A 20,840-nucleotide genomic window follows, 5' to 3' on the forward strand; every position below is an offset into this window, starting at 1 on the left:
ACTCGGGGAAGGGAGAACGATCATAGAGCAATCAGGGTGGCGGCGCCGAGGCCGCCGCCGTCAGATTTCCAGCGGATCGACCTCCAGTTGCCAGCGCACGCGGGCCTCGTTGGCCAGATACGGCAGATGGTGCGACCACGACGCCAGGAACGCCTGCAACGCCGGGCGGCTGGTGCTTTCGACCAGCAGCTGGGCGCGCTCGACGTTGGCCACCCGCACCACCCGCAGCGGCACCGGGTCGTACAGCATGATGGCGTCCAGCCCCGGGAAATCGGCGGCCCATTCGCCCTCGGGCAAGGCGCGCGCCTGTTGCAGGAAAGCCTGTGCCACCGCCAGTTCACGCGCCTCGGCCGTCAGCAGCGCCTGGTAGGCAAACGGCGGCAGGCCGGTGCTTTCGCGTTCGTGCAGCGCATGGCGGGCAAAGCCCGCGTAATCGTGGCGCAGCAGGGCCTGGTACACGGGCTGCTCGGGGTAGCCGGTCTGGATGATGACCTGGCCGTTGCCCTGGTGGCGTCCGGCCCGCCCGGCCACCTGCATCAACTGGGCGAACAGGCGTTCGGGTGCGCGGAAATCATGCGCGAACAGGGCAGAGTCCGGGTTCAACACCCCCACCAGCCCCAGCCGCGCGAAATCGTGGCCTTTGGCCACCATCTGGGTGCCCACCAGGATGTCGACCTCGCCGGCATGCACCGACGCGAACAGGGCCTCGGCGCTGCCCTTCTTGCGCGTGCTGTCGGCATCGATGCGCAGGATGCGCGCTTCGGGAAACAGCTCGGCCAGGTGTTCTTCCACGCGCTGGGTACCGCGCCCCATCGGCGCCAGGTCCTGGTCGCCGCATTCAGGGCAGGCATGCGGCACCGGCGCCTGGTAGCCGCAATGATGGCATTGCAGGCGGTGGCCGCGGCCCGCGCGATGCAGCACGGTAAAGGCCGTGCAGCGCGGGCAGTTGCTGACCCAGCCGCAAGACTGGCAATGCAGCACCGGCGCAAAGCCGCGCCGGTTCAGGAAGATCAGCGACTGCTCTTTGTTGGACAGGCGTTCGCCGATGGCTTCGAGCAACTGCGGCGACATCCCATGCTTCATCTGCAAACGGCGGGTGTCCACCAGCTTCATCGACGGCAAGGTGCTGGACCGCGCGCGGGCCGGCAAGGCCAGCCGCAAGTAGCGTCCGCGTTCGGCGTGCTGCCAGGTTTCCAGCGACGGCGTGGCCGACCCCAGCACCACCGGAATATCCAGGTCGTGCGCGCGCCACACCGCCAGGTCGCGCGCGGAATAGCGCAGGCCGTCCTGCTGCTTGTAGGACGCATCGTGCTCTTCGTCGACCACGATCAGGCCCAGCTCGCTCATGGGCGCGAAGATCGACATGCGCGTGCCCAGCAGCATCCGCGCCTGGCCGCGTTGCGCCCGCGACCACGCCTGCAGGCGTTCGCCGTCGGACAAGCCGCTATGCATCACCGCCAGGCCGTCCGGGCCCACCAGGCTTTCCAGCCGGGCCCGCAGCGCGCCTTCCAGCTGCGGCGTCAGGTTGATTTCCGGCACCATCAGCAGCACCTGGCGACCGGCCGCCAGCACCTTTTCGGCGGCGCGCAGATACACCTCGGTCTTGCCGCTGCCGGTCACGCCGTACAGCAGCACCGGCTTGAAACGCGTCAACCCGGCAATGGTATCCACCGCGGTCTGCTGCGCGTCGTTCAGGTCGGGGGGCTGGTCGGCCGTGGCCGCGGCGCGCGCCGTCTTGCGCTTGCGCGCGTCCAGCCTCGCCACCGGGCCGCCCGCCGACCGCTTGCCCTGGTACGCGGTGGGCTTGCGCAGCGGCGGCGGCAGCGTGGGCAGCATCACCTCGCCCAGGGGCCGTTGGTAGTATTCGGCGGCAAACCGGGCCAGACGCAGCCAGCCGTCGTCAAATGGCGGCAGGTCATCCAGCACCTCTTCGATGGGCTTGATCTGCTTGGGCTCGAATGACGGCTCGGCCGGATTGTCCACCACTACGCCGATCAGCTTGCGCCGGCCGAACGGCACGATCACCCGCAGGCCCGCCGTAATGGGGGCAGTGTGGCGATAGTCGAACGGGCCCGGCAGCGGCACGTCCAGCGCGACGCGCACCCAGCAGGTCGCCGCCGGCTCGGCCGGCGTGGATTCGACCAGCGCGAAGACTTCAGACATGGGCTACGGAACGGAACATGGACTGGGCGGACCCGAAACGGCTCCGATCCCTACCTGTGGATAACTTTGGGGAAAAGGCTGGAGCAACGTTAGAAATTGGAATAAGGCAAGATTGCATCAAGTCTTGCAAATCTGTTGAAAACCTATTTTATTCCAACAAAAACAATAGCTTATGCAGACTTCCAAGATTGTAAACAAGCTTCTAGAGGGTTTTCCCCAGGCGTGATCTTGCTGTGCACAAGTGTCCGCCAGGGGCCTCCAAGTTCGGCCCTGCGGGCCGAAGCGTTCACTCACTTACCCTCTGAGCGAACGGCTGTGTTGGTGGACTTCGTCGACCAATTCGGCTACCGCTTCGGGCGGGGTGAAGCGCGAGATGCCGTGGCCCAAGTTGAACACATGGCCGCCCTTGCCCACCGGCCCGAAGGCATCCAGCACCCGGCGCGCCTCGGCGCGGATGGCGGGGCCGCCGCCAAACAGCGCCATGGGATCCAGGTTGCCCTGGAAGGCGACCGAATCGCCGGTGCGGCGGCGCGCCGCAGCCAGATCCACCGTCCAGTCCAGGCCCACGGCATCGCAACCGCAAGCGGCGATGGATTCCAGCCACTGGCCCCCCCCCTTGGTGAAGACGATGGCCGGCACGCGGCGCCCTTCGTGTTCGCGGGTCAGGCCGGCCACGACCTTGCGGGTATAGGCCAGCGAGAACTGCTGGAACAGGCCGTCGGCCAGCACGCCGCCCCAGCTGTCGAACAGCATCACGGCCTGCGCACCTGCCGCGATCTGCGCGTTCAGGTACTGCAGCGTGGCTTCGGCGTTGATTTCCAGAATGCGGTGCAGCAGATCAGGACGCGAATACAGCATGGTCTTGATCAGGCGGTAGTCATCGCTGCCCTGCCCTTCGACCATGTAGCAGGCAATCGTCCACGGGCTGCCGGCAAAACCGATTAGCGGCACCTTGCCGTCCAGGTCGCGGCGGATGGTGGACACCGCGTCGAACACGTAGCGCAGCTTGTCCATGTCGGGCACGGCCAGGCGCGCCACGTCATCCTCGGAACGCACCGGACGGGCAAAGCGCGGGCCCTCGCCTTCGGCGAAGTCCAGGCCCAGGCCCATGGCGTGCGGCACGGTCAGGATGTCGGAAAACAGGATGGCCGCGTCCAGGTCGAAACGCTCGAGCGGCTGCAACGTGACTTCCGAGGCGTAGTCCGGATTCTGAGCCAGGCCCATGAAGGAACCGGCCCGGGTCCGCGTCTGGCGGTATTCGGGCAGGTAGCGACCCGCCTGGCGCATGAGCCAGATGGGGGTGTAGGGCACGGGCTCGCGCAAGAGCGAGCGCAAGAACACATCGTTCTTCAAGACGGCAGCGGACACGACTATCCTCGATGATCGGAAGCCGTGATTTTACTGCCCCAAGCTGACAGGGCATGACCGCCGCCTGCCGCCGCCTTGCCGGCGCGCAAAGCCGGACGTTTTTCGCTGGGGCGATCCCCGTCAGGCGTCGCCGCGCTCGGCCCGGCGGCGATACGGCGCGGCATCGATGCCGTGCTTGCGCATCAGCGCCCAGAACGCCCGCCGGTGCTTGCTCGATGCCCGGGCCGCCCGCGCCACATTGCCCTGATGGCGCGACAACGCCAGGCGGATGTAGTCGGATTCAAAGCCGTCCACCACCCGCGCCTTGGCCTGGCGAAAGGGTTCGTGAACGCCTGGGGTTGCCTGGTGATGCAGGCCCGCCAGGCCTTGCTGCAGCACCTGCCGCGCCAGTAGCGGGCGCGCGGACGGCCGCGTCTGCCGTGCCAGCGACGGCCTGATGTCAAACCTGACGTCGGGCCCGCCACCCCTGCCCGACGCCGGCGCCGGATACACCGCCCCGATTTCTTCCAGCTGACCGGACGGCGCCCACGGCCGACGCTGCGCGAGGCGCCGCAGCCGCACCCGCAGGCTTTCCAGGCAGTACGGCGCCGTCATGAAATCGGCCGCACCCAGCTGCAGCAGGTCTTCGATGGCCGGAGCGGTCATGTCGTGCACGAACAGCAGCACCGGCGTGACCAGCGCATCGCCCGCCTGCTGCAACGCCATGCGGGTCCAGGCCAGCGACGCGGGCGCGACAGGCAGGATGCAATGGTCGTGGCGCCGCAGGCCTACTGCCAGCCGGGCCAGCGCGTGAATGTCCGGACGGTCGTCCGCAGAAGCCGCTGCGTTTCGCAGTGGCACCAGGTGCAGCCGCACCCGCGCCAGCCGAGGCTGGTCGCGCGCGACCCACTCGCGCATGGCGGTTTCGTGGCCAGGGGTGAGCAACACCCCGCAATCCGTGGTTTCTCGCACGCTTTCTTCCTCAGGCGGCTTGCCTAAAGTTGAAGGCTACGGGTCGGCCATTCCGCTCGCCATTCGTAGCGAACGCAAAAAGCCACCCGGCTTGCCGGGGCCGTGGCGCCCGCGACAGGCATGAAAAAAGCGGCCCGGGGGCCGCTTCTTTCGAGTCCGGGGCGAACCCCGGCGGACAGCTGTCGCTTAGTGCGAACGGCCGCCCTGGCGCAGCTTGCGCGCCGCGATGGCTTGCGCAGCCAGCATGGCGAGTTCAGCTTCGACAACCGCGATGTCGGCCTTGTCCTTGGCGTTGGCCAGGGCCTCTTCGGCGCGCTTGCGCGCTTCCAGGGCACGGGCTTCGTCCAGGTCGGCGGCACGGATGGCGGTGTCGGCCAGGACCGTCACGCTGCCCGGCTGCACTTCCAGAATGCCCCCGGCGACGAAGATGTTTTCCTCGCCTTGGTCGGCACGAACGATCTTGACCGTCCCGGGGCGTATGCGCGAAATCAGCGGGGTGTGACCGGGCAAGATGCCCAGCTCACCCGCCTCGCCAGGCAGCACCACGAACTTCGCCTCACCGGAGAAGATCGCTTCCTCTGCGCTGACGACATCCACATGCAGGGTAGCCATATCGGTTCCTTATTGCAGTTTCTTGGCCTTCTCGAAGGCCTCGTCGATCGAACCGACCATGTAGAAGGCCTGTTCCGGCAGGGAATCGCACTCGCCGTTCACGATCATCTTGAAACCACGGATGGTTTCAGCCAGCGGAACGTACTTGCCGGGCGAGCCGGTGAACACTTCAGCCACGTGGAACGGCTGCGACAGGAAGCGCTGGATCTTGCGCGCGCGGGCCACGGCCTGCTTGTCGTCGGGCGACAGTTCGTCCATGCCCAGAATCGCGATGATGTCGCGCAGTTCCTTGTAGCGCTGCAGCGTCTGCTGCACGCCACGGGCCACGGCGTAGTGCTCTTCGCCGACGACTTGCGGGTCGAGCTGGCGGCTGGACGAATCCAGCGGGTCCACGGCGGGGTAGATACCCAGCGAGGCGATGTCACGCGACAGCACCACGGTCGAGTCCAAATGCTGGAAGGTCGTGGCAGGCGAGGGGTCGGTCAAGTCGTCCGCAGGGACGTACACGGCCTGGATCGAGGTGATCGAGCCGGTCTTGGTCGACGTGATGCGCTCTTGCAGCTTGCCCATTTCTTCGGCCAGCGTGGGCTGGTAGCCCACGGCCGACGGCATACGGCCCAGCAGTGCCGACACTTCGGTACCGGCCAGCGTGTAGCGGTAGATGTTGTCGACGAAGAACAGGATGTCGCGGCCTTCGTCGCGGAACTTCTCGGCCATCGTCAGGCCGGTCAGCGCCACGCGCAGACGGTTGCCCGGGGGTTCGTTCATCTGACCGAACACCATGGCGACCTTGTCCAGAACGTTCGACTCTTCCATTTCGTGGTAGAAGTCGTTGCCTTCGCGGGTACGTTCACCCACGCCGGCAAACACCGACAAACCGCTGTGCTGCTTGGCGATGTTGTTGATCAGTTCCATCATGTTGACGGTCTTGCCCACGCCGGCGCCGCCGAACAGGCCGACCTTGCCGCCCTTGGCGAACGGGCACACCAGGTCAATAACCTTGATGCCGGTTTCCAGCAGTTCCACCGACGGCGACAGTTCGTCGAAACGGGGAGCCGATTGGTGGATGCCACGCTTTTCTTCGTGCTGGATCGGGCCGGCTTCGTCGATGGGACGACCCAGCACGTCCATGATGCGGCCCAGCGTGCCGGTGCCGACCGGCACCGAGATCGGGGCGCCCGTGCCGTTGACCTTCATGCCGCGGCGCAGGCCGTCGCTGGAGCCCAGCGCAATGGTACGCACCACGCCGTCGCCCAGCTGTTGCTGCACTTCCAGCGTCAGGCCCTTTTCGGCGAACGAGGAGGACTCGTCGTCGGCCAGGGTAAGCGCTTCATAGATCTTGGGCATGTGATCGCGGGGGAACTGAATATCCACCACGGCGCCGATGCACTGAACGATGGTTCCGTTGCTCATGTCGATTCCTTGCTTGATAGCTTTAGATGGGAGCTGCCTGCCTTAAACGGCGGCAGCGCCCCCTACGATTTCCGAAATTTCTTTGGTGATCGCGGCCTGACGGGTCTTGTTGTAGACCAGTTGCAGCTCTCCGATGACCTTCTTGGCGTTGTCCGACGCCGCCTTCATGGCGACCATCCGGGCCGACTGCTCCGAAGCCATGTTCTCGGCCACGGCTTGGTACAGCAGGCCTTCAACGTAACGCTGCAGCAGGTCGTCGATCACGCTACGGGCGTCGGGTTCGTAGATGTAATCCCAGCTGTAGTCCGACTTCACTTCCGACGTCTTCGCCAGGTTCTCGGCACCCGTCTGGTACGGATCTTCCAAACCACTGGCCAACGGCAGCAGGCGCAAGAACAGCGGCTCCTGCTTCATCGTGTTGACGAAGCGGGTCGAAGCCACGTACAGCGCGTCGATGCGACCTTCCAGGTAGGCGTCCAGCTGCACCTTGATCGCGCCCAGCAGGCGGTCCAGTTGCGGCTTGTCGCCCAGTTGCACTTCCTGGGACACCAGCTTGGCGCCGATACGGGTCAACACACCCACGCCCTTGTTGCCGAAAGCGGTCGCTTGCACGGCGATGCCGTTTTTCTCGAACTCTTTCAGCTTGCCCAACGTCACGCGAGTGATGTTGGTGTTCAAGCCGCCGCACAAACCCTTGTCGGTCGTCACCATGACCACGCCGACCGCCTTGATTTCGCGTTCGACCAGGTACGGGTGGCTGTACTCGGGGTTGGCCTGCATCAGGTGCGCAGCAATCTCGCGCACCTTGGTGGCGTACGGACGACCAGCACGCATCCGTTCCTGCGCCTTGCGCATCTTGGATGCGGCGACCATTTCCATCGCCTTGGTGATCTTGCGCGTGTTTTGCACGCTCTTGATCTTGGTTCGGATTTCCTTAATTCCGGGCATTGCGCTTTCCTGTGAAGACTGGCCGATGGGTTCCGCTCACGCCTCAACCATCCGGTAAGGATGGGTGAGGCGTTGCAGACGCCTAACCCATCACTTTCTTAAAAAGCACCGTGCTTCTTGAATTCCTGAACGGCGGTGGCCAGTTCGGCCTCGTCGTCCTTGGACAGTTCCTTGGTGTCTTCGATGCGCTGGATCAGGGCCGCATGCTTGGCCTTGAGTTGATCCTTCAGCGACTTCTCGAACGACAGCACTTGGGCCACGTCCACGTCATCCAGGTAGCCGTTGTTGACCGTGTACAGCGTGACGGCCAGTTCCCACACTTGCAGCGGCTGGTATTGCGGCTGCTTGAGCAGTTCGACCACGCGCTTGCCGCGTTCCAGCTGGCGACGGGTGGCGTCGTCCAGGTCGGAAGCGAACTGCGCGAAGGCGGCCAGTTCACGGTACTGCGCCAGGTCGGTACGGATACCGCCGGACAGCTTCTTGACGACCTTGGTCTGCGCAGCGCCACCCACACGCGACACCGAGATACCGGCGTTGATAGCGGGGCGGACACCGGCGTTGAACAGGTCGGTTTCCAGGAAGATCTGGCCGTCCGTGATCGAGATCACGTTGGTCGGAACGAAAGCGGACACGTCGCCAGCCTGGGTTTCGATGATCGGCAGTGCGGTCAGCGAGCCGGTCTTGCCCTTGACGGCGCCATCGGTGAACTTCTCGACGTAGTCTTCGTTCACGCGGGCAGCGCGTTCCAGCAGGCGCGAGTGCAGGTAGAACACGTCGCCCGGGTAGGCTTCGCGGCCCGGCGGACGGCGCAGCAGCAGCGACACCTGGCGGTAGGCCCAGGCTTGCTTGGTCAGGTCGTCATAGACGATCAGGGCGTCTTCGCCGCGATCGCGGAAGTATTCGCCCATCGTGCAGCCGGCGTAGGCAGCCAGGTACTGCATGGCGGCCGAGTCGGAAGCCGAAGCGGCCACGACGATGGTGTATTCCATCGCGCCGTGCTCTTCCAGCTTGCGCACCACGTTGTTGATCGTGGAAGCCTTCTGGCCGATAGCGACGTACACGCAGGTGACGCCCTTGCCCTTCTGGCTGATGATGGTGTCGACGGCCACGGCGGTCTTGCCGGTCTGGCGGTCGCCAATGATCAGTTCGCGCTGGCCACGGCCGATGGGAACCATCGAGTCGATAGCCTTGACGCCGGTTTGCAGCGGCTGCGACACCGAGCGGCGGGCGATAACGCCAGGCGCCACTTTTTCGATGATGTCGGTGGCCTTGGCATTGACCGGGCCCTTGCCGTCGATCGGCTCGCCCAGCGTGTTGACCACGCGGCCTTTCAGTTCGGGACCGACCGGAACTTCCAGAATGCGGCCGGTCGTCTTGACCTGGTCGCCTTCGGAGATGCCGGTGTAGTCACCGAGAATAACGGCGCCGACGGAATCGCGCTCGAGGTTGAGCGCCAGACCGAAAACGTTGTTGGGGAATTCGAGCATTTCGCCCTGCATCACATCGGACAAGCCGTGGATGCGGGTAATACCGTCGGTCACGGACACGACGGTGCCCTGAGTACGGACATCAGCCGAAGCGCCCAGGCCCTCGATGCGGCTCTTGAGCAGTTCGCTGATCTCGGAGGGATTGAGTTGCATATTGACTCCTGGAATCCTGTTAGTTGCCTTAAGCGGCGAGCGTATCGCGCATGCGGGCCAATTGGGCTTGTACGGACGTATCGAGCACCTGGTCCCCGACGGCCACGCGCACGCCGCCAATCAACGACGGGTCGACGGTGACGCTGGGCTTGAGCTTGAGGCCGAATTTGTGTTCAAGGGCGGTGACCAGTTCTTTGACTTGGGCATCGCTCAGCTCGAACGCGCTGGTGATTTCCGCCTGCGCCGTGCCATCGTGACGATTCCGCAGCACCACGAATTGCGTGGCGATGTCGGGCAGCAGCAGCAGCCGGTCGTTTTCAACCAGCAGCTCGATGAAATTGCGGGCGGCTTGCGGCAAATCGGCCTTGATCAGGCCGGTAAACAGGTCGACGCGCTGCTTGTCACCCAGACGCGGGTCGGCCATGGCCTCGCGCACGTCGGGGTTGGATGCGACCTGGGCCAGCTCGCTGACCAGGTCGGCCCAGACCTGCAGACCGGCCTTGTCGTCGCGCGCGGCGGCGAACAAGGCTTCGGCGTAGGGCCTGGCAACAGTGGAAAGTTCAGCCATGACGGTCCCGGATTAAAGCTGCGCGCGAAGCTGGTTCAGCAGCTCGGCGTGCGCGCGGGCGTCAACCTCGCGCTTGAGGATCTGTTCAGCACCCTTGACAGCCAGCGCGGCAACGTCGTCGCGCAGCGAATCACGGGCGCGCTGGACTTCCTGCGCGGCATCCTGTGCAGCTTGCGCCACGATGCGGGCACGCTCGGCTTCCGCTTCACGGCGGGCCTGCTCGATCAGGGAGGCGGCTTGCTTCTCGGCCTCGATGATGCGGGCGTGGTTTTCGGACTTGGCAGAAGCCTCGATCAGACTGACGCGCGCCTGGGCCTGGGCCAGATCGGCCTTGCCCTTCTCGGCGGCGGCTAGGCCGTCGGCGATTTTTTGGCGGCGCTCGTCCATCGCCTTCGTCAGAGGAGGCCACACGAATTTCATCGTGAACCAGCCCAGAACGAAGAACACGAGCATCTGGAAAATGATCGTCGCGTTCAGATTCACGGTCGTTCCTTTAACACCTTGCGGCTCAGACGGCACCCGGGAGGGGCAACGCGGAGCACTCGATACTTTGCTGACCGGCGACGGGGCTTATGCCCACATCGCCGCCAGCGTCATGACCCGCCTTTTCGCCGGCGGGCGTGCCTTAGCCGACGAACGGGTTGGCGAAGGCGAACAGCATGGCGATACCCACGCCGATCAGGAATGCCGCGTCGATCAGGCCAGCCAGCAGGAACATCTTCGTTTGCAGAGCGTTCATCAGTTCAGGCTGACGAGCCGAGGCTTCCAGATATTTGCCGCCCATCAGTGCGATGCCGATGCAAGCGCCGATAGCGCCCAGACCGATGATAAGACCGCAAGCGAGAGCAACGAAAGCGACGTTGGTCATGACAACTCCTTGGTTAGAAATCTGAAGTCAAAAATAAAAAAATGAGGGTACTGCTCAATGCAAGAGGATCTTGCTATCCAGCGCCGGCCGGGTGGCCGACGCCGGAAATTCGGGGGATCAGTGGCCTTCGTGGGCCTGGCCGAGATACACCAGGGTCAGCATCATGAAGATGAAGGCCTGGAGCAGCACGATCAGGATGTGGAAGATTGCCCAGATCGAGCCGGCCAGCACGTGGCCGATTCCCAAGCCGATGCTCGAACCGTTGAAGCCGGTCCAGGCGCCGCCCAGGAGGGCGATCAGCATGAAAATCAGTTCGCCGGCAAACATGTTGCCGAACAACCGCATGCCCAGCGATACGGACTTGGCGGCGTATTCGATCAGGTTCAGCAGCAGGTTGAACGGTGCCAGCACGACGGCGCCGATGCCGTGCGCGTGGAACGGCGCGGTGAAGAGTTCTTTGATGAAGCCGCCCGGGTGCTTGATCTTGATGCCGTAATAGAACATCAGCAGCAGCACACCTAGCGACATGCCCATGGGCACGTTCAGGTCAGCGGTGGGCAGCACGCGGTGGTAGTAGAGGGGGTCGCCGTGGTGCGCGCCCAGGCCGGTCCAGCGCCAGATCGAAGGCAGCAGGTCGACGGGCAGCAAGTCCAGCGCGTTCATCAGGATGATCCAGAGGAACACGGTGAGCGCGAGCGGAGCGATGAAGAGACGGCTCTTGGCGTTGTGGACGATGCCCTTGGCCTGGTCGTCGACCATGTCGACGATCATTTCCACGAAGGCCTGGAAGCGGCCCGGAACGCCGGCGGTCGCGCGGCTGGCGGCGCGCCACAGGAAGAAGATGACGATCAGACCCGTCAGGCCGGACCAGAACAACGAGTCGTAATTGATGATGTCGAACTGAGCAATTGCGCTCTGTTTCTCGCCCGTATTGTTCAGATGCACCAGGTGATGCTGAATATACGCGGACTGAGGCGACACGTCGCTGGCAGCAGCCATTTGAATCCTACCCTATTTGCTGTATGCCCAGCCCTTGCGAGCTGGACGATTCCACGATTCGGTTTGCCGTAAATTTCCCGGCGCGCTATGACAACTTGCGGAACATCAAAAGCAGGAGATATCCCTTCAAGGTGAGAATCAGACCGAGCAGTGCGGCAGGCCAGACCAGCGTGTCCTGCGCCACATGCGAAAGCAGCCACAACAGCAATGCCGTTGCGAACAACTTGATCAACTCACCAGAGAGAAAGGTAAAGGGATTGGCTTTACCGGCCCGAACACTGACAGCCAGGCGCAATGCGAACAACGCATTGGGTATGAAATACGCTCCTGCCCCCGCCAGCGCCGACCAACCTGCCGCCGCCCCTCCTACAACCCCCGCTATTACTGCTGCTGCGAGCCCCATGGCGCCTTGCGCCACCAGCGCCAACAAGAGTCCGCGGCCCGCTTGAGCATTCAGCGCCGCGCGGTCCGCGTCGCTAAGCACCAGCACCCGGTCCACCGAGTCCTGATTCGCCAGAACCTGGCGCACTTCGCCCTGTTGCGACAGTTGCTGTGGTTGCATCTGCCGCGCAGGTTCGTGCCGCACTGTGTTCTGCTGCATCAAACTTCCCCGCGTAAATTCCGGCCTGGCTACCTGCCTGGCTGGAACCCCGAAAGCGCTCTTGAAATCTGCTCAAGTAGCCCCACGTAGTTCCTGACCTTGCTAAGCCAAGATTGCTTGGCTCAGCCTTCCGGCCCGGCTTTTCAGCCTGGCCGCATAGCCCTGCCCCTCGGTACTGCTCCCGGTACTGCCCTATCCGGTACTGCCCTATCCGGTACTGCCCTATCCGGTACTGCTCTCTCTTGTTTCGCTACGAAGACCAGTGCTGTCGGCACCTTTGTCCTTATCCCGCAAGCGTCAAACCCGCAGAGTATAGCGTGATTCTTTTTACCCGAGCAAATGAACTTTCGGGGGTTTGTAAGGTGACAACAAGGGCCTGAAGCCCCGCGGCTTCCGAGAGAAATTGGGGACGCGAATGCCCCTCGCCGCCGGGCGGTATCCATCCGGTCGACACAACACGATTGCGCAAAAAGAAAGCGGCCCCACCGGGGCCGCTTTGTCGTTGGAGGGCGGCGCCACCATGGCGGCGCCGCTTTCCGCGCCCGGTCAGTCGCGCTTGACCGGCGGCGGCGCCCACAGGCCGTCCAGCGCCGTATCCTGCGGCCAATACAGACGCATGCTCAGCAGGAACTGGCCTTCGTTGGCCGGCGTGGCCAGCCAGTTCGAGCGCTTGCGTTCGCCCGGGTCGCGGCGCTGGATGTAGATGTCCAGCGAACCGTCGGCGTTGTACTTCAGGCCGTCGGTACTGCGCAGGGCATAACGGTTGGCCGGGTTGTCGGCAAAGCCGTGCTTGTCGTTATAGACATGCAGCGACCAGAACGCGTTGGCCGGCGGCAACTGGCCCTTGTCGAAGTGCAGCACGTAGTCTTCGTTCGACGACAGCATGCGGCCCTTGGAGTCGGACACCGTGACCGGATACAGCACGTCTTCCGGCGTGGGCGCGCCCAGGCCCGCATAGGCGATGGCGGCGCGGCGCGTGTAGTCGGTGCCATACGTGCCGATGCCGGTCAGCACGGTGTTCCAGCCGTTGATCGGCGTGGCCAGGCGCGAGACGCCATCCGCGATGCGGCGGCCGGCCAGCGGCTGTGCGTCAGCCAGGGCCTGCTGCACGGTGGGGCTCAAGCGGCCATACGAGAACGGCTGGCGGGCATCGAGCCCGATGCGGCGCATGCGGTCCAGGATGGGCGTGTCGTTGGCGTGCGGCGGGTTGTTGCGCAGCACGTCGAAGAACAGCGTGAAGAACGAAGCGGCGTCCATCGCGGCCGCCTGTTCGGCCGGCGTGCCTTCGACCACGGTGACGGGCATCGGCATGGGTACGTCGCTGCCGATCGGCGCGGTGCCGACGCCAGGACCGGTCTGCGGATACGGCGATGCCGCGCCGCGGGCCCGGCCCGGTACCGGCACGGCCGGTGCGATCAACGGGCTGGCCGACATGTTGGCCTGGATCTGATTCACGTTGGCGTAGTCCTGCGGACCGCCGGTCTGGGTCCAGCCGATCAGCCAGCCAGTGGACGTGGGGCTGTGGATCACATCCACGCCAGGCGGCAGCGTGCCTTGCCAATTGGGGCCGACGATGGCGAAGGACTGCGCGCCAGGGCCGTTGGTGCGCGTGCCGCGCGAGGCGAACACGTCGCTCCACATGTCCAGCGCGGACAGCACGTTATAGCGGTTGCCGGTATCGGGCAGGCGCACGATCAAGGGCGCGCGCGACACATCGAACCACAGGCTGGAATACAGCGCGTCGGCGCTGGGCCACGGCGTATCGGCCGCGCGCGGGTCGGGGAACGCGGCCTTGTGGCCGAACTGGTTCACCGGCGCCTTGCCGTCCAGCGGCGACTGCACGGCGGTGGCCTTGCGGCGCGCCAATTCCATCAGCACCATCGGGTACGCGTAGACATAGGCGTCGATGGCGGTCTCGCGCAGCTCCTGCGCGCTCATCTGCGGCGCGGGCGCGGCAGCGGCGGGGTATGGCGTCTCGGACACCAGCCGCATCGACGGCCGCGGCGATTGGGCTTGCGTAGCGGTCACGAAGCAGACGCCCAGGGCGCCCGCGAGCACGGCGGCGGACCACCGGCGATTAAAAGGGGAAGTACGCATGCAAGGCTCCTTGTTGCTATTGTTTGCAGGCGAGCCGCCGCGCGTAGGCTTACCAGTTCGGGCAAGCCTCTCTGGCGCGGCACCTCTTAGTGATGACGCCCGTTCAGGATATGACCGATCACTGCAACAAGGTGCTGCCCAAAGGTTTCAAGGCGCAACGTTCCCGGGATGCCGACGCCGCACATGAAAACGCGCCCTTGCGGGGCGCGTGGGTCTTGCCTGGCGCATCCGGCCTGTCGGCACGGACGTAACAAGGTTTAACGGTGTTTAAAGTCCGGTTTGCGCTTTTCGGTGAAGGCGGCCATGCCTTCCTTCTGGTCTTCGGTGGCGAACAGCGAATGGAACACGCGGCGTTCGAACAGCAGGCCTTCGTTGAGCGACCCCTCGAAGGCGCGGTTGACGCATTCCTTGGCCATCATGACCGACGGCAGCGACATCGAGGCGATGACGGTAGCGGCGTCCATGGCTTCTTCCATGAGCTTGTCGGCCGGCACGACACGCGACACCAGGCCGGCGCGCTCGGCTTCTTCGGCGCCCATCATGCGGGCGGTCAGTGCCATGTCCATGGCCTTGGCCTTGCCCACCGCGCGCGGCAGGCGCTGGGTGCCGCCGGCGCCGGGGATGACGCCCAGCTTGATTTCGGGCTGGCCGAACTTGGCGCTGTCGGCAGCGATGATGATGTCGCACATCATGGCCAGTTCGCAGCCGCCGCCCAGCGCGTAGCCGGCCACCGCCGCGATCACGGGCTTCTTGATGCGCTTGAGGGTTTCCCAGTTGCGCGTGATGTATTCGCTGCCGTAGACATCCATGTACGACCAGTCTTTCATGGCGCCGATGTCGGCCCCGGCGGCGAAGGCTTTTTCGCTGCCGGTGATGACCACGGCGCCGATGCCGGCGTCGGCTTCAAAGGCCAGCAGCGCCGCCCCGAGCTCGTCCATCAGTTGATCGTTGAGCGCGTTGAGCGCCTTGGGGCGGTTCAGCGTCAGCAGACCGACGCGGCCGCGGGTTTCGACCAGCACAAACGACTCGCTCATTGAATGTCTCCAGGGGAAGGATGAAATAAGATATGCGCATGGATAAAACCGATGCTTTCCCCGTACTTTACCGCCTCGCGCCCCATGACCCCGCCGGACACCGCTACCGGATAACCCTAACCGTCCAGGCCCCCTCGCCGGACGGCCAGCGGCTGTCGTTGCCGGCCTGGATTCCGGGCAGCTACCTGATCCGTGATTTCTCGCGCCAGATCGAGTCGCTGACGGCCTATTCGGGCAATCGGCGCGTGGTTGTCGACAAAATAGACAATCACACCTGGCAGGCCGCGCCTTGCGACGGACCGCTGCGGGTGGAATATGCGGTGTACGCCTGGGACCTGTCGGTGCGCGGCGCCCATCTGGACGAAACGCACGGCTTTTTCAACGGCACCAGCGTGTTCCTGCGGGTGCACGGACAAGACCACCTGCCCTGCCTGGTGGACCTGGCGCCGCCGCGCGGCATCGACGGCTGGAAGGTCTACACCAGCCTGCCGGAAGCCCGCGGCCACCAGGGCGCGGCGCGCCGGCATGGGTTCGGGCGTTATCTGGCGCCGGACTACGACGCGCTGATCGACCATCCGGTGGAAATGGGCACGCCGCAGGTGGCGAGCTTCACGGCGCATGGCGCCGAGCACGAACTGGTGTTCACGGGCGTGGCGCCCAACCTGGACCTGGCCCGCATCACGGACGACGTTCGCAAGATCTGCGAAACCCAGATCGCATTTTTCGAGCCGCGCACGAAGCGCGCGCCGTTCCTGGACAGCGCCGATCGCTATGTGTTCATGACGATGGTGACGGGCGACGGCTACGGCGGCCTGGAGCATCGCGCGAGCACGGCGCTGATGACGGCGCGCAAGGATCTGCCGGTGCTGGGCCAGCAAGGCCAGGGCGACGGCTACCGCGGCTTTCTGGGGCTGGTCAGCCACGAGTACTTTCACACCTGGAACGTGAAGCGGATCAAGCCGCAGGCGTTCGTGCCGTACGACCTGTCGCAGCCGGATCTGTCGCGGCTGCTGTGGGTGTTCGAGGGGTTCACGTCTTACTACGACGATCTGCTGCTGTTGCGTTCGACTGCGATCACGCAGAGCGATTATCTGCGGCTGCTGGCCAAGACGATCACGAGCGTGGCGCGCACGCCGGGGCGGCACAAGCAGTCGGTGGCGGAAAGCTCGTTCGATGCCTGGACGCGCTATTACAAGCAGGATGAAAACTCACCGAATGCGCTGGTGAGCTATTACACGAAGGGTGCGCTGGTGGCGTTGGGGCTGGATCTGTTGATCCGCCAGGAATCCGCCGGGTCGTATTCGCTGGATGATGTGATGCGGCTGCTGTGGCAGCGCTATGGGCGGGATTTCTATCAGGGCAAGCCGCAAGGGTTGCCGGAAGATGGGCTGCCTGGGTTGATCCAGGAAGCGACCGGGGTGGATGCGCGGCGCTTCATCGCCCGCTATGCCTATGGCGTGGCGGATGTGCCGCTGGCCGAACTGCTGGCGCCGCATGGAATCAAGGTGCAGTGGAAGGTGTCGGCGAATATTCCTTCGCTGGATGTGCGTACGCGCAAGCAGGGGGACTCACTGGTGCTGGCTACCGTGTTGGAAGGCGGGGCTGGGCATAAGGGGGGGTTGTCGGCGGGGGATCTGTTGGTGGCTATTGATGGGTTGAAGGTTGAGGGGGCTGCGGGGGTGGAGGTGTTGCTCGGGCAGTATCGGGTGGGGGATCGGGTGGATGTGCATGTGTTTCGGCGGGATGAGTTGAGGGTGTTTACGGTTCGGTTGAGTGGGCCTGAGGCGTTGGATTGTGTGTTGACTGTTGGGTAAAGTTTTTTTTATGGTTTTGGTTAAGGGCTCTTCTTTGGAAGGGCCCTTTGTTTTTTTGCGTCGGTTTGAGTTCTTTAGCCGCGCGTGACGGGGCAGGCGGGTGATCGCCGTCAGTTTGAGGTTGGCGCGGTTTGCGGGGCCCGCCTCGTGCCGGCCGCGCGGGCGGCCTTACGAGGCTTACGCGGTGTCTTGCGTCGCGTGATGACGCTGCGCGCTGGCGGCGGGGTCGCTGTGATTTCGGGCGGGGTGTTGGCGACTTGTCGTTGCGTTGCTCAGTTCAGTTTTGCGCCTGAGACTTCTACCGCGTTTTTCCAGGTGGCGAGTTCTTTTTCTATGTGGTCGGCGAAGACTTGGGGGGTAGAGCCTACGGTTTCGTAGCCGTAGCTGTTCAGTTGGGCCTTCAGGTCGGGGGTCTGGATGGCGGTGGCGATGGCGGTGCTCAGGGTGTCCAGGATGGGGGGTGGGGTGTTGGCGGGGGCCAGGATGCCGTACCAGCCGTTGACGACGAAGCCTGGGACGGATTCGGCGACGGTGGGGACGTTGGGGAGCAAGGGGGAGCGGTGGTCGCCAGTGACGGCCAGGGCTTTGAGTTTGCCGGATTGCACTTGGGGGAGCGAGGTGGAGATGCTGTCGAACATCAGGGAGACTTCGCCGCCCAGCAGGGCGACGACGGCGGGGCCGCTGCCTTTGTAGGGGACGTGCATCATGTCGGTGCCGGTGCGGGCCTTGAACATTTCGGCGGCCAGGTGGCTGGTGTTGCCGTTGCCGGCGGAGGCGAAGCTGAGTTTGCCGGGGTGGGACCTGGCGTAGGCGATGAGGTCGGGGATGTTGTCGGCGGGGGTGGCGAGCGGGGCCGAGACGAGCATGGGCAAGGTGGCGACGAGGGAGACCGGGGCGAAGTCGCGGCGGGTGTCGTACGGTAGCGAGGGGTAGAGGCTGGGGTTGATGGCGTGGGCGGCCAGGACCATGAGCAGGGTGTAGCCGTCGGGTTTGGCGCGGGCCAGTTGCGAGGACGCGATGGCGCCGCCTGCGCCGGGTTTGTATTCCAGGACGACGGGCTGGCCCCACTTCTTTTGCAGGGCGGCGCCCAGCGGGCGGGCGAGGATGTCGGCGCTGCCGCCCGGCGGGTAGGGGATCAGCAGGGTGATGGGCTTGTCGGGGTAAGGGCCGGCGGCTTGTGCGGGGGACGCCGCAAGCAGAGTCACCGTGGCGGCGGCCAGAGCAGCGAGGAAGGAACGAGGCATGGCGGGGCTCCTGGGTTTTCGGACGAGAGGTCTGCGCAGATGCGGCTGGCGTGTCCTGCTTTTGCGCCCTGCTGGTGCGCCAGCCAGCGCGCCAGATCACACGTAGCGCGGGGTGCCGGCGGGGTCGAGCTGGATGGTGCGCTGCGGGTCGGGGAACTGCAACGGGGCTTCGGTGACGGACTGCAGGAAGTCGGGGCTGATGCCTTGCAGCACGGCGTGGACGCGCAGGCCGTCGGGGGTGACGTCGATGACAGCCAGGTCGGTGTAGATACGGGTGACGACGCCGGCGCCGGTGAGCGGATAGCTGCATCGGCGCAGGATCTTGGGTGCGCCGTCGCGGTCGCGATGTTCCATGATGGCCAGGACCTGCTTGGCGCCGACGGCCAGATCCATGGCGCCGCCGACCGCGGGGATGGCGTCGGCGGCGTCGGTTTTCCAGTTGGCGAGGTCGCCGCTTTCTGAGACCTGGAAGGCGCCGAGCACGGCGTAGTCGAGGTGGCCGCCGCGCATCATGGCGAACGAGATGGTGTGCTCGGTGACGGACGCGCCGGGCAAGAGCGTGATGGGCAGGCGGCTGGCGTTGATGAGGTCGGGGTCGATGGCGTCGCCCACGGCGGCGGGGCCCATGCCGAGGATGCCGTTTTCGCTTTGCAGCAGGATGTCCTTATCGGGCGGCAGGTAGTCGCCGACCAGGGTGGGCATGCCGATGCCGAGGTTGACGATGGCGCCGTCGGGGATATCGTTGGCGAGCAGTTGGGCGACTTGTTGGCGGGTCAGGGGGGTCTGCATGTCAGGTCTCCACCCGGACGACGGCTTTGACGAAAAGGCCTTGGGTCATGATCTGCTCCGGCACGAAGGTGCCCAGCGGCACGACGTCGTCGACCTGGGCGATGGCGTGGCCGGCGGCCATGCACATGACGGGGTTGAAGTTGCGGGCGGCGTGGCGGTACATGAGGTTGCCCCAGCGATCGCCCTGGTGGGCGCGGATCAGAGCATAGTCGCCGCGCAGCGGCTGTTCGAGCACGTAGCCGACGCCGTCGATGACTTCCTGGTGGCGGCCCTGCGCCAGTTCGGTGCCATAGCCGGTGGGGGTGTAGAACGGCCCCAGGCCGGCGCCGGCCGCACGCAGGCGTTCGGCCAGGGTGCCTTGGGGCACGCATTCCAGTTCGACTTCGCCGGCTCGGAAGGCGCGCGCGAAGGCTTCGGAGTTGGGGGGCCGCGGGTGCGAGCAGATGATTTTCCTGACCTGCTTGCGGTTGAGCAGCGCGGCAATGCCGCGGTCCCAGGTGCCGGCGTTGTTGGCGATCACGGTGAGGTCGCGGCGACCCAGTTCGGCCAGGCAGTGCAGCAGTTCGAAGGGCACGCCGGCTTCGCCGAAGCCGCCGACCAGCACGGAGGCGCCGTCGGGAATGATGGCCACGGCCTCGGCCATGGACGCCTGAATCTTGTCGATCACTTATTGCTCCTGCGCGATGCCCGCGGCGGCCACGATCTGTTGCCAGCGCGCGCGTTCCTGGTCGATGAAAGCGGCGAACTCGGCCGGCGTGTCGCCGCCGGCCTGCCCGCCCATGGCGCGGAACCGCGCGCTGATGTCCGGGCTGCGGACCACGTCGCGGGTGGCGGCATAGAGGGTGTCGATGATCGGGCGCGGGGTGCCGGCGGGAGCGACCAGGCCGAACCAGGCCGTGACGACCATGTCCTTGACGCCGGCCTCGGCCATGGTGGGCACGTCGGGCAGTTCGGCCAGGCGCTGGTCGCTGGTGACGGCCAGCGCGCGCAGCTTGCCGGACTGGATGTACGGCATGGAGCTGGGCAGGTTGTCGATCATGAAGGTGAACTGCTGGCCCAGCAACGCGGCCACGGCGGGACCGGCGCCCTTGTAGGGCACGTGGGTGCCCTGGATGCCGGCGCGCTGCTTGAAGAGTTCTGCGGACAGGTGCGGCGACTGGCCGGACCCGGAACTGCCGAACGAGATCCTGCCCGGCTCGCGCCGCGCGTCGGCCAGCAGGTCAGCGACGTTGCGCACGGGCGACGCGGCGTTGACGACCAGCACGTTGGGCACCGAGATGACGCGGGTGACGGGTGCGAAGTCGGCGGCCTGGTAGGGCAGCGTCCTGTAGAGCGCGTAGTTGATGGCGTTGGGGCCGATGTTGCCCATCAGCAGCGTGTAGCCGTCGGGCTTGGCGCGCGCCAGGGCCTGGGCGCCGATGATGCCGGCTGCGCCGGCGCGATTTTCCACGATGACCTGCTGGCCCAGCCTGGCGGCCAGTTTGTCCGCGATGAGGCGTGCGGCGATGTCGGTGGTGCCGCCGGGCGAGGCCGGGATGATGAGGGTGATGGGTCGCTCGGGCCAGGCCGCCTGCGCGGGGCCTGCCAGGGTGATCGCCAGCGCGCTGGCGGCCAGCCAGCGTTGCGGGTGCAACATGCTTGTCTCCCTACGTGATCATCGAACGGATCAACTTGTGCGGGAGAGTGTGTGCGCGGCAGGCGGAAATGCCTATTCCGGAATGTGGAGGAGCG

The 20,840-nt window shown here is 65.2% G+C and carries 19 protein-coding genes; 1 reads left to right on the top strand and 18 read right to left on the bottom strand.

Going from position 1 to position 20,840, the window contains the following annotated elements; all coding sequences use genetic code 11:
* Positions 1-60 precede the first annotated feature (60 nt).
* The 14 genes from U858_RS0124325 to U858_RS0124395 form a co-directional block, all read right to left on the bottom strand.
* Positions 61-2,163, bottom strand: coding sequence for a primosomal protein N' (locus U858_RS0124325; RefSeq protein ID WP_025139739.1), 2,103 nt, complete (start codon positions 2,161-2,163; stop codon positions 61-63).
* Positions 2,164-2,457: 294 nt separating this feature from the next.
* Positions 2,458-3,531: a uroporphyrinogen decarboxylase gene (hemE, locus tag U858_RS0124330; protein WP_025139740.1), complete on the bottom strand. Its 1,074-nt coding sequence runs from the start codon at positions 3,529-3,531 to the stop codon at positions 2,458-2,460.
* A 120-nt stretch (positions 3,532-3,651) separates the two neighbouring features.
* A complete protein-coding gene (locus U858_RS0124335) occupies positions 3,652-4,482 on the bottom strand; it encodes a hypothetical protein (RefSeq protein WP_025139741.1) in 831 nt (276 codons plus the stop codon).
* Positions 4,483-4,668: 186 nt separating this feature from the next.
* Positions 4,669-5,094, bottom strand: coding sequence for a F0F1 ATP synthase subunit epsilon (locus U858_RS0124340; RefSeq protein ID WP_006392535.1), 426 nt, complete (start codon positions 5,092-5,094; stop codon positions 4,669-4,671).
* A 9-nt stretch (positions 5,095-5,103) separates the two neighbouring features.
* Positions 5,104-6,507 (bottom strand): F0F1 ATP synthase subunit beta, encoded by a 1,404-nt coding sequence (atpD, locus tag U858_RS0124345; protein WP_025139742.1) that lies wholly within the window; start codon positions 6,505-6,507, stop codon positions 5,104-5,106.
* Between the two features lie 42 nt (positions 6,508-6,549).
* Positions 6,550-7,455 carry a F0F1 ATP synthase subunit gamma gene (gene atpG, locus U858_RS0124350; protein ID WP_025139743.1) on the bottom strand — a complete coding sequence of 302 codons (906 nt, stop codon included), beginning with the start codon at positions 7,453-7,455 and terminating at the stop codon, positions 6,550-6,552.
* 98 nt (positions 7,456-7,553) lie between these two features.
* Positions 7,554-9,095 (bottom strand): F0F1 ATP synthase subunit alpha, encoded by a 1,542-nt coding sequence (gene atpA, locus U858_RS0124355; protein ID WP_025139744.1) that lies wholly within the window; start codon positions 9,093-9,095, stop codon positions 7,554-7,556.
* A 28-nt stretch (positions 9,096-9,123) separates the two neighbouring features.
* Positions 9,124-9,663: a F0F1 ATP synthase subunit delta gene (locus tag U858_RS0124360; RefSeq protein WP_025139745.1), complete on the bottom strand. Its 540-nt coding sequence runs from the start codon at positions 9,661-9,663 to the stop codon at positions 9,124-9,126.
* A 12-nt stretch (positions 9,664-9,675) separates the two neighbouring features.
* Positions 9,676-10,146, bottom strand: coding sequence for a F0F1 ATP synthase subunit B (locus U858_RS0124365; protein ID WP_006227275.1), 471 nt, complete (start codon positions 10,144-10,146; stop codon positions 9,676-9,678).
* A gap of 142 nt (positions 10,147-10,288) precedes the next feature.
* Complete coding sequence (atpE, locus tag U858_RS0124370) at positions 10,289-10,531, bottom strand: F0F1 ATP synthase subunit C (protein ID WP_003815363.1); 243 nt, start codon at positions 10,529-10,531, stop codon at positions 10,289-10,291.
* A gap of 117 nt (positions 10,532-10,648) precedes the next feature.
* The gene (atpB, locus tag U858_RS0124375; RefSeq protein WP_025139746.1) at positions 10,649-11,530 is read right to left on the bottom strand and encodes a F0F1 ATP synthase subunit A; all 882 of its coding nucleotides are present in this window, start codon (positions 11,528-11,530) and stop codon (positions 10,649-10,651) included.
* Between the two features lie 85 nt (positions 11,531-11,615).
* Complete coding sequence (locus U858_RS0124380; protein WP_029954271.1) at positions 11,616-12,029, bottom strand: ATP synthase subunit I; 414 nt, start codon at positions 12,027-12,029, stop codon at positions 11,616-11,618.
* A 648-nt stretch (positions 12,030-12,677) separates the two neighbouring features.
* Positions 12,678-14,228 carry a DUF1254 domain-containing protein gene (locus tag U858_RS0124385; protein WP_025139748.1) on the bottom strand — a complete coding sequence of 517 codons (1,551 nt, stop codon included), beginning with the start codon at positions 14,226-14,228 and terminating at the stop codon, positions 12,678-12,680.
* Positions 14,229-14,485: 257 nt separating this feature from the next.
* Positions 14,486-15,262, bottom strand: a complete 777-nt coding sequence (locus U858_RS0124395; protein WP_025139749.1) for an enoyl-CoA hydratase — start codon at positions 15,260-15,262, stop codon at positions 14,486-14,488.
* Between the two features lie 32 nt (positions 15,263-15,294).
* On the opposite strand from U858_RS0124395, the gene U858_RS0124400 reads away from it, so the two are divergent.
* A complete protein-coding gene (locus U858_RS0124400; RefSeq protein ID WP_025139750.1) occupies positions 15,295-17,076 on the top strand; it encodes a M61 family metallopeptidase in 1,782 nt (593 codons plus the stop codon).
* A 272-nt stretch (positions 17,077-17,348) separates the two neighbouring features.
* Here U858_RS0124400 and U858_RS0124405 read toward each other — a convergent pair whose 3' ends face one another.
* The 4 genes from U858_RS0124405 to U858_RS0124420 all read right to left on the bottom strand — a co-directional run bounded on the left by U858_RS0124405 (position 17,349) and on the right by U858_RS0124420 (position 20,745).
* Positions 17,349-18,320: a tripartite tricarboxylate transporter substrate binding protein gene (locus U858_RS0124405; RefSeq protein ID WP_025139751.1), complete on the bottom strand. Its 972-nt coding sequence runs from the start codon at positions 18,318-18,320 to the stop codon at positions 17,349-17,351.
* 96 nt (positions 18,321-18,416) lie between these two features.
* Positions 18,417-19,109 (bottom strand): 3-oxoacid CoA-transferase subunit B, encoded by a 693-nt coding sequence (locus U858_RS0124410; RefSeq protein ID WP_025139752.1) that lies wholly within the window; start codon positions 19,107-19,109, stop codon positions 18,417-18,419.
* A 1-nt stretch (position 19,110) separates the two neighbouring features.
* A complete protein-coding gene (locus tag U858_RS0124415) occupies positions 19,111-19,776 on the bottom strand; it encodes a 3-oxoacid CoA-transferase subunit A (RefSeq protein WP_025139753.1) in 666 nt (221 codons plus the stop codon).
* Entirely contained in the window at positions 19,777-20,745 is a 969-nt protein-coding gene (locus U858_RS0124420) for a tripartite tricarboxylate transporter substrate binding protein (protein ID WP_025139754.1), read from the bottom strand.
* Positions 20,746-20,840: the final 95 nt, after the last annotated feature.

This window comes from Achromobacter sp. DH1f (assembly GCF_000633435.1).
GTDB lineage: Bacteria > Pseudomonadota > Gammaproteobacteria > Burkholderiales > Burkholderiaceae_B > Achromobacter > Achromobacter deleyi.